Source organism: Sporosarcina contaminans, from assembly GCF_042679045.1.
GTDB lineage: Bacteria > Bacillota > Bacilli > Bacillales_A > Planococcaceae > Sporosarcina > Sporosarcina contaminans.
In genome coordinates this window covers 50090-59742 of the sequence record NZ_JBHTLT010000048.1, presented here as the reverse complement: position 1 = coordinate 59742, position 9653 = coordinate 50090, and the positions used below count along the sequence as shown (strand labels likewise).

The window sequence follows — 9653 nt, the reverse complement described above, 5'->3', positions numbered from 1 at the left end:
CTGGAACGGAAAGCGACGGTTGTCAGGGGTTCCCCATTTATTCTCCAACCAGAAAGGGACTATCACAGAAAATCAGTTTTCACTGACTTTCTGGACAGCCCCATTAAATTTCCCCATCAATGTTTCACCTCATTAATTTAATATCTATTTTCATCGCATCCCCTTCCCAATGTTTGACATATTAATAGTTTGAATATAACATAAACTGAATATAACTACAAAGTTATATTCAGTCTAAATACAATTTTTTGAAAAAACTTGAAGAGATAATCGGTTAGTCGTCTTTATCATTTATTTTAAGAGAACCTACACCAATCATTGCACCTAATAGAATTAAAACGATACTGGCAATCATTTCATACCCTTGCAAAGCGTCAATGTAATTTACGAGAAACCAGCTTGGTCCGCCATTAGTTAATCGGTTTATGACGCCTCCAACTCCTTGAATAATTAGAAGCAGACTTACACCGCTTGCAATCTCTTTCATAACACTACATCCCCTTTCAAAAATTAATTGTTGAAGTCATTACAAAATTCCTCTAATGCCAATATTGAACAAAACCGCTCCAATAACTGCCACTGCCACTAATACAGAAGACAGCGGAGCTTTTACTAATTTCGTTCTTAGTTTTTCAAGCTTGCTTTGTATCCAACTTCTAAATAGTGTATAAATGATCAATAGTAAGATTGAAGGAAGCACCATAATTACGTTATATCCAAGTAAAATACTTATAGACAATGTCGTATTAAACGCTAAACCATCCATTAATAAGATCGAGTAAAAATACGGTAAAGCAGTGGCAAACTCGATTGCAAACACAATGATACCGAGTACAATCATCGCCTTTAAAGATACTTGTTTTGGTAACCGTTCCATAAATCGTGATTCCATTTCTTTCTTAGGCTTATAAAAACTAATCAGTACAAGGGCAGCGCCAAATATTGTATAAAACCAACTTGAAATTTGATTCTTGGTCATATTTTCTATAAAATCAAGAATCGGCCCAACTCCTAAGTAAATCAAGATTCCTATGATGAAATAGCAAAGTTGTGTCGATAATAAAAACATCATTAAACGCGATTTTAATTTTTCTTTTTGTACTAGTAGGATATAAGCTGTAATTGCCAATACACCGGGGCTTAAGACATCAATTAAAGCACAAAGCAATATAACGAGGAGTGCTGTTGTGAAATCTATGTTGGTAGGAATTAATGATTCAATGATTTCCAGCACGTGCACATCCCTCCATATTAATTTATTTCACACAGTGTGTTAAAATGATAATAACACAGTGTGCTAAAAAGAAGCAAGAGGTGATTTGAGTGCCGAAAATAGTAGATCATGATCACAAAAGGAAGATTATCGCTGAAACAGCTTGGAAAATTATTGAAACGGAAGGCATTGAAAAAGCATCGATCCGAAGAATTGCATCTGAAGCCGGAATGTCTACCGGAGCATTAAGACATTATTTTTCAAATCAAGATGAATTACTATTGTTTATCATGGATTATTTTCTTGCTCGTGGGAAAGAACGGTCGGAGAATAAATCGTGGTCAAAAGATCCTCTAATTGCGGTACAGGAAACATTGTTAGAATTGGTTCCTGTGGATCAGGATAAACAAACTGAAACGAGCGTTTGGTTAGTTTTCGCCATTCGCTCACTTACAAGTGTAGCTTTGAACGCGAAAAAAGATGAACTAACTGAAGGAGAATATATTTTAATGGAAGCGCTGCTGGATATGTTGATAAAAGCAGGCTATATAAATAAAGACATAAATATTGAAATAGAAAAATTAAGGCTTTCGGTTATCATTGAGGGTTTATCCATACATGCTCTGTTACGACCGGATATATTTACAATTGAAAAAACAGAACAGATTATAGCACACCACTTAAATGAACTTTGCAAACAATAAACTATTTCGTTTTCTAAATAACCACTGTCGAATGACCCGACAATGAATAGAAGTAGAATCCCGCTATAAATTTTGTAAAAGTAAGGAGGTAGTAAATAGCGAACTTAAGGACTTCATCCGGATATTGAAAATACATTTATTTAGATCAGGATATTAAAGTATGATAGAATACCAAAATCCTTTAATTAAGCTAAGAAAGCCAGATTTATACGATAATAAATTAGGCTTTCTTAGTGCAAATCATATTATTTTGGCAAATAATTATAATGCAACCAATCATTTTCCTGCATTGTTCGTTTTGTTCTCACCTAAAATCCGATAAAACCGCTCCTTTGAGGAAAGATAACGTGTGTCTCCTGATCGTTCCTTGGCTTTTTTGATTTGTCCCTCAATGTACATCACGAGCGGTAAAATACCAAGTGCATATTTACCAAAACGTCCTACTTCCATATCGGGCAGTACTATTTCGACGACTACCGGAAATATAGTAAACACCAAAAGAATCGTAAAAACTAAAACAACTTCAGAATGGAACATGCTGCTTATACGAGTCATTTTCAAACCAAGTCCTACAAGAAAAGAAAGTAAATAGACGGATACAAGACAAAATCCAGCATACAGCAACGTGAAAAATACCGATGCTCTCATATCATCGTCACCAAGAAGAAAATTGATCGGCTCTCCTTTATAAAGAATCCCTTCCTCACTTCCAGTAAAAGTGAAAAATACAATCGCCATGTAACCAACCATGAAAAATATGAAAAAAGTCAGACCTATAACAACAATCCCCCACAACAGCAAGAAGATTTTTCGAAGAAAGCCAAAGATAAAACGAGCACCAGGGATTTTGCTTAACATAAAAATTATAAAAAGAATACCAACAAAACCACTAACCACAAGTAGGGTCGAAAGAATTTCATCCGTAATTATAATCAGCCCCATTCAATAGGCTTGAAAAGCATGAAACTACTAATACACTACGTAGTCGTTTCATTCACTCTTCTTCACTTAATTTTCACGCAATAAGAATTTAATACTTATAAGCTTATCATAATCAATAAGAGCCTCCCACTATTCCTAACAAATAGCTAAAGAAGGCCCACTTCCTATTTGTGAAATTTACTATGTCGTGTTCAGTATCTTTTTTTCTATTAGATTCAGAAGAAGCGTTAGCTTGCACCTCTGCGTAGTTATCTGTGAGATATGGGCAGTACTTCAACTTTTGTTGCCATTATTTCAGTTCGAGTTGGAATAGGACTTCTGAATTGCCGAATTTACAGATAGATGAAAGAAGCAGTATTGCAGGCGCTTTGTTTTGGCAGAGTATGCATGAATTTAGCATTGATTATCTTCTTGAAAAGATAGCTCCTTTGCTTGTTGATTTTACCTAATGTTTTAAATAGTAATTGCTTCATAATTCACGATTCGTTTATAACATGGCGAGCCTGCCAGTAAGTAAGGAATGGTAATGACGAACCAACCCCTTTGACGCTCCTTTCCTACATTCACAATTAGAATAAAATGGTAAACATTCTCCCTCTACAGCAGCACGGTAAAAAGTGCTATGATGGTAACAATATTTTTTTAGTAACGATGGAAAGGAGGGGAAGATATGGATGTTCGAGAAGCCCTAAAGATTGGCGAGCTGTCGAATAGTACGATTGTAGCCGGGCATGGAGGAGTTGGTCGACAGATTACTTCTATTGAAGTGATGGAGGTTCCTGAAGTGATTAGTTGGGTGACGCCGGGTATCCTCGTTATGACGACGTTTTATTCCATTCAGCATGATGAGCGGAAGCAAGTGGAGATTGTGCGGACGTTAATTGAGAAGGAAGCGGCTGGGATTGTAATTAAGTTGGGGCGTTTTGTTGATTCGATTCCGATTGATATGATCGCGATTGCAAATGAGAAGGATTTTCCGATTATCATTATTCCGAAAAGTGTTTCATATATCAATGTGCTCACCCCGTTATATGAGAAGCTTTATGAAGAAAAACAGCTATTGGAAAGTGAGAACAATCCTTTTTCTGAATTGGAGTCCAAAAGCTACGCTTCCCTTTCGGAAGCATTGGATGAGCTTAATGATATCGTTGGCAGCCCTGTTTATATAGAGGATATGGAAGGGGCGCTCATGTATTCTTCAAAAAACTTTCTTCCGAACGGCTGGAGAAAATCCAATGCTCTTTTCTCAAAGCCAGAATATCCTTCCTACGCTGAAGTGATCGATGAGTGGAAGACGAGTCTATTGACGAAGGACCGGACGCTTCTTAAAATTGAAGGCTTCCGTGATTGTCTTATATTGCCGCTCGTCTCCAATCAGCAAGTTTTTGCTACGATTCACATTCCATATGTTGAAAGGCTCCATTCGATTCACATGTCGTCCAGTCAATTGAAGAAGTTGATGGCGAAGCTGATTGAACTGTTCATGAATGAGCAGTTGTATTTGCAGAAAAAGCGGATTGAACATTTGGAGCGTTTGGAGGAGTTTTCGTCTCGCGATGACGATGAAGTGGAATACTTTGTTATACGTTTTCAAGCGAATTGGACTGAGAAACTGTTCTCATCTTCTCCTTATTTAATTGATCCTTCTTGCCTCGTCTTAAAAGAACTGCATGGCTTGTTAGATCCATTAACGGATCGTTCAATCATTGTCTTTGAGAAGTATTACCACTTCTATGCAGTTGTTCAGTGTTCATCCGACGAGTATTCGATCATACTTGACCAGCTAAGGGAACGAATGAACGAGAAATACGAAGATCTGTACGTTGCGGCAGGGCCACTGTTGGGGCATAGTCGATTGTTGGACGATGCGCTCCGTTTAGTTGATAAAACAATGGAGATCGGCCGTAAATTACGGAAGGAAGAGACGTTTTATACGTACGATAAATTAGGGATTTATGAAATCTTGATCGGGCTAACGGCGGACGAGCATGTGCAAAGCTATGCCGATACATTGCTAAGCCCTCTATTGCAAAGCACTCATAAGGATTTATTGGATACGCTTCAAATGTATTTGAAAGAGAACGGCAATGTGACGAAGACATCTGAAAAACTGTTCATCCATCGACGAACGCTTACGTATCGGCTGCAGAAGATAGAGGAATTGTTAAATGTGAATATGGATGATGCGGAGAGCAGGTTTATCCTTCATTTCTGTTTGAAAATCAAACAATTATCAGGATGAATGCTTGTGTGTGTCAATACATGAAGATGTTTAAAAGGGCGATGAGAAGAGTGACGATCTTCTTATCGGCTTTTTTATTTATAGGGGGTGTGATTATGCGGAATTTTAGAGGTTTTACGCGCCTTGGGGGCGAGTTATGCGAATTTGTAGCTGTTTATGAGTTTGGTGGAAAATTTATGCGTTTCTGTAGCAGTTTATGCGTCTGAGGAAATCCTTATGCGTTTCTGTAGCAGTTAATGCGTATGGAGGAATCCTTATGCGAATTTGTAGCAGTTTATGAGTTTAGAGAAAATCTTATGCGTTTCTGTAGCATTTTTTGCGTATGAGGAAATCCTTATGCGTTTCTGTAGCATTTTATGAGTTCGGTGGAATTCTTATGCGTTTCTGTAGCATTTTTTGCGTATGAGGAAATCCTTATGCGTTTCTGTAGCATTTTATGCGTTCGGTGGAAACCTTATGCGTTTCTGTAGCAGTTTATGCGTATGGGGAAATCTTTCTGCGCTTCTATAGCAATTTATGCGTATGGGGAAATCTTTCTGCGCTTCTATAGCGATTTATGCGTATGGGGAAATCTTTCTGCGCTTCAATAGCGATTTATGCGTATGTAGGAAACCTTCTGCGTTTCTGAAGCTGTTTATGAGTTCGGAGGAATTCTTATGCGTTTTTGTAGCAGTTTATGAGTTCGGACGAAAACTTCTGCGTTTCTGTAGCAGTTTATGAGTTTGTAGGAAAACCTTATGCGTTTCTGTAGCAGTTTATGCGTATGGGGAAATCTTTCTGCGCTTCTATAGCAATTTATGCGTATGTAGGAAACCTTCTGCGTTTCTGGAGCAATTTATGCGTAAGAGGAAATCCTTATGTGTTTCTGGAGCAATTTATGCGTATTGAGGAATCCTTATGCGTTTTTTATAGCTGTTTATGAGTTTAGAGAAAAACTTATGCGTTTCTGTAGCATTTTATGCGTTCGGTGGAAACCTTCTGCGTTTCTGTAGCAATTTATGCGTTTAGAGAAATTCTTATGCGTTTCTGTAGCTGTTTATGCGTATGTAGGAAAACTTCTGCATATGGATCGGAAGTTTTCATGGATGTATGCTTTTGAAGGTTTTATTTAGCGACTTATATTTCGCTTGAATCGAGATTTATTTTCTATTAGGTCTTGATGAAAGAAAAAAATGTGCAAAAAAGTGAGTGGAGCTTTTCACATTTCTTGCATTTCGAAGAATAGTTTAAATATTTATAATCAGTTGAAAGGGGTGGTTGAAATGTTAGGAATCATTCGAGTGCTTACTACAGATGACGATCGTGTGTTGCTCGAACATGGAAAACGAATGTGGGAAACCCATCAAATTGAGACTGTTACAAAATGTATTGAAGACCAGCCAAACGGTATTTATGATCATGAGTCGGAAATGATGGCCATTCCTAAAATCATTGCTCTCGCCGAAGCGCTTATGCAACGGGATGAGATTGATGCGATCACAATTAGTTGTGCAGCCGACCCCGGACTTGAAGAATTACGGAGTTTGACTGATTTTCCAATTTTAGGTGCAGGTGCTTGTGGAGCCAAGGCGGCTTGTCTTGTTGGGCAACGAGTCGCGGTTATTGGCATTACGGATCAAATCCCATTATCGATTAAAAAGGGCTTGGAGGATCAATTCCATTCGTATCGCTATGACCCAACGCTACGAAAAACAACGGATTTACTTTCACCAGATGCGAAAGAGAAGCTGCTTGCGATTGCTCAGGATGCGATTGCTGACGGGGCGGATGTTATTTTATTCGCTTGCACAGGGTTCTCCACAATTAAGTTGAAGGACTATTTGGTTACACAGATAACGATTCCTGTAATTGACTTAGTTGAAGCGCAAGCAACAGTATATGAACTCATAAGAAGGGGGGAGGAGATTGGATGAATACGAAAACATTTGATTTTCCATTCATACTATTTTCAATCATCATATCCGTATTCGGTGCCATTATCGGTATGCAGCTAATTACATCTTTAGGAATTACGCCAAACACATCGATTATCGGGGCATTGATTGCCATGTTAATTGCTCGGATTCCGATGAAGATGTTTTACAAATACCGCTCGGTTGAAAACCAAAACTTAGTTCAAACATCGATTTCAGCTGCAACGTTTGGTGCGGCGAACAGTTTGTTAATCCCGATCGGTATTCCTTTTGTTATGGGAATGCCAGAACTGATTGTTCCAATGTTAATTGGTTCGGGAATGGCTCTATTAGTCGATGTTTTCATCCTTTATAAAGTATTTGATTCTAAGTTGTTTTCTGCAGATGAAACATGGCCGCCTGGCGTTGCGACAGCGGAGGCACTAAAGGCAGGAGATGAAGGTGGATCGAAAGCTAAATTCCTTGGTATCGGGATTGCAGGTGGGCTTGTCGGTTCGTATTTTGGCATTGCGATGTCGGCATTCGGTGTCGCCTTCATCGGAAACATTTGGGCTTTGCTCATGTTCGGGATCGGTTTGTTGCTACGAGGCTACTCTGATACCTTGTTCGGTGTTGACTTAAATGCGTATTACATTCCCCACGGCATGATGATCGGGGCAGGAACTGTTGCTTTATTGCAATTCATTTTAGTGCTTGTGAAATCGAAGAAAGTAAAGAATCCCAACGCTCAAGAGGGAGAACATATCAATTCTCGCACGGATAGCGATATTAAGAAAGGGTTTGGGATTGGTTTTGTTCTTTATCTGTTAGCGGCCGCTATTTTAGCCGTTATTGGTGGAATCATTGGCGACATGTCCTTGTTGCAAATTATCTTATTTGTTGTGTTTGCAGCATTTGCGGCACTTGTCAGTGAGATTATTGTCGGGATTGCTGCTATGCATTCCGGCTGGTTTCCAGCATTTGCTGTTACGCTCATTTCGTTGCTCATCGGAATGATGCTTGGCTTCCCGCCTGTTGCTTTAGCGTTGTTAACCGGTTTTACAGCTGCAACAGGACCGGCGTTTGCAGATTTAGGTTATGACTTTAAATCCGGTGTGATTTTACGGAAAGGCCAAAAGACAGCGATGGAACTGTATGGCCGGAAACAGCAATTGAAAAGTTCATTGATCGGTTTTGGAGTCGCCATTGCAATGGTTACGTTATTCCATAATTCCTTTTTCTCGCAAGACTTAGTTCCTCCTGTCGATCATGTGTATGCTGCAACGATTGACAGTGGATTGAGTGGAAACATCGGCATGCTGTTGCTGTTATGGGCGATTCCTGGAGCGATCATTCAGTTGATTGGTGGTCCTAAGCGCCAGATGGGAATTTTGTTTGCGACTGGGCTTTTAATTGTTAACCCGATTGCCGGATGGGCTGTTATCGTGGGGATTCTAATTCGTTTCATCGTTTTGAAGGTGAAAGGACAGGAAGCGGAAAATGCGATGTATACAATGGCTGCCGGATTTATCGCTGGAGATGCAATTTACAGCTTCTTCACTTCTTTATGGAAAGTGAAATAATGGAGGTTCTATGATGACAAAACGAAGATTGACGAAGGAAGATGCAAAGAAAGCCGTTTATGGCGGCTGTATATTAGGCGGGGGAGGAGGTGGCTGGATTCAAGATGGCCTTGCAAAGACTGAGGAGGCCTTTGCAATTGGAGCCCCCGAACTAATTACAGTAGACGAACTGCAGGATACAGATTATGTGGCATGTGTCTCACTTGTTGGAGCCCCATCTGCGAAGGAAGCGTATACAGATCGTCGTCAACTCGTTTCAACCGTGCAGCGGATGCAAAAGGAATTTAATCGACCGATCCAGGCGTTGATGACAAATGAAAACGGGGCGGCAACGACTGTTAACGGGTGGCTCCAAGCCGCTGCAACGGGACTCCCGTTCCTCGATGCACCGTGTAATGGACGAGCACATCCAACCGGTTCCATGGGGTCCTTGAATTTATCAGAAGTCGAAGGGTATCAATCGATTCAAGCATTCGCTGGTGGAAAAGGGCCAATGGAAGTGGAAGGGGTAGTGACTGGTACGCTTGATATTTCTTCCAATACAGTTCGTTCCGTTTCTGTCGAGGCAGGTGGTATGGTTGCCGTTTGCCGAAATCCCGTGTCCGTCGAGTATGTGAAAGAGCATGCTGCTGTCGGAGGAATTACACAAGCAATTGAACTCGGAGACGTTTTCTTCTCTGTTCCAGAAGGACCGGAACGAATTGAAGCGGTTGCATCCCATTTGCAAGGCCGCGTCATTCATTCTGGAACAATTAGCAGTTTTGAATTGAAGGCGATCAAAGGGTTTGATGTAGGATTTGTTCAAGTCGATGGTTTGGAACTGACATTTTGGAATGAATATATGACAGCTGAAATGAACGGAGAACGGAAAGGGACGTTTCCAGATCTCATCATGACATTCGATGCGGAAACCGGCATGCCTTTAGTAAGTGCGGAGCTAAAAGAAGGTCTTGCAATCGCTGTCATTTCCGTTCCGAAAGAATACTTGAAACTAAGCTCTACGATGTCCAATAAGAAATTGCTACAAGCAATTGAACCGATAGTAAATAAAAGTATTATTTGAAAAGGATGATGAAC

8 protein-coding genes are annotated in these 9653 nt (G+C 39.9%); 5 read left to right on the top strand and 3 right to left on the bottom strand.

All coding sequences use genetic code 11. From position 1 onward, the window contains the following. Nucleotides 1-274 precede the first annotated feature (274 nt). Together ACFQ38_RS11010 and ACFQ38_RS11005 are read right to left on the bottom strand one after the other, a co-directional pair. Nucleotides 275-487 (bottom strand): hypothetical protein, encoded by a 213-nt coding sequence (locus tag ACFQ38_RS11010; RefSeq protein WP_381480851.1) that lies wholly within the window; start codon nt 485-487, stop codon nt 275-277. A gap of 39 nt (nt 488-526) precedes the next feature. Further along, nucleotides 527-1234, bottom strand: coding sequence for a GAP family protein (locus tag ACFQ38_RS11005; protein ID WP_336823714.1), 708 nt, complete (start codon nt 1232-1234; stop codon nt 527-529). Between the two features lie 89 nt (nt 1235-1323). Between ACFQ38_RS11005 and ACFQ38_RS11000 the strand changes: the two genes are divergently transcribed. Next, a complete protein-coding gene (locus ACFQ38_RS11000) occupies nt 1324-1917 on the top strand; it encodes a TetR/AcrR family transcriptional regulator (protein ID WP_336823715.1) in 594 nt (197 codons plus the stop codon). 276 nt (nt 1918-2193) lie between these two features. Here ACFQ38_RS11000 and ACFQ38_RS10995 read toward each other — a convergent pair whose 3' ends face one another. Then, entirely contained in the window at nt 2194-2655 is a 462-nt protein-coding gene (locus ACFQ38_RS10995; RefSeq protein WP_381480848.1) for a hypothetical protein, read from the bottom strand. An 874-nt stretch (nt 2656-3529) separates the two neighbouring features. Between ACFQ38_RS10995 and ACFQ38_RS10990 the strand changes: the two genes are divergently transcribed. The 4 genes from ACFQ38_RS10990 (at nt 3530) to ACFQ38_RS10975 (ending at nt 9639) form a co-directional block, all read left to right on the top strand. Beyond that, the gene (locus ACFQ38_RS10990; RefSeq protein ID WP_381480847.1) at nt 3530-5101 is read left to right on the top strand and encodes a PucR family transcriptional regulator; all 1572 of its coding nucleotides are present in this window, start codon (nt 3530-3532) and stop codon (nt 5099-5101) included. 1262 nt (nt 5102-6363) lie between these two features. Then, the gene (locus ACFQ38_RS10985; RefSeq protein WP_381480845.1) at nt 6364-7014 is read left to right on the top strand and encodes an aspartate/glutamate racemase family protein; all 651 of its coding nucleotides are present in this window, start codon (nt 6364-6366) and stop codon (nt 7012-7014) included. Beyond that, entirely contained in the window at nt 7011-8576 is a 1566-nt protein-coding gene (locus ACFQ38_RS10980; protein ID WP_336823721.1) for an OPT/YSL family transporter, read from the top strand. Before ACFQ38_RS10985 ends, ACFQ38_RS10980 begins: the two co-directional genes overlap by 4 nt. Before the next feature lie 13 nt (nt 8577-8589). Further along, nucleotides 8590-9639 (top strand): DUF917 domain-containing protein, encoded by a 1050-nt coding sequence (locus ACFQ38_RS10975; RefSeq protein ID WP_381480843.1) that lies wholly within the window; start codon nt 8590-8592, stop codon nt 9637-9639. Nucleotides 9640-9653 lie beyond the last annotated feature (14 nt).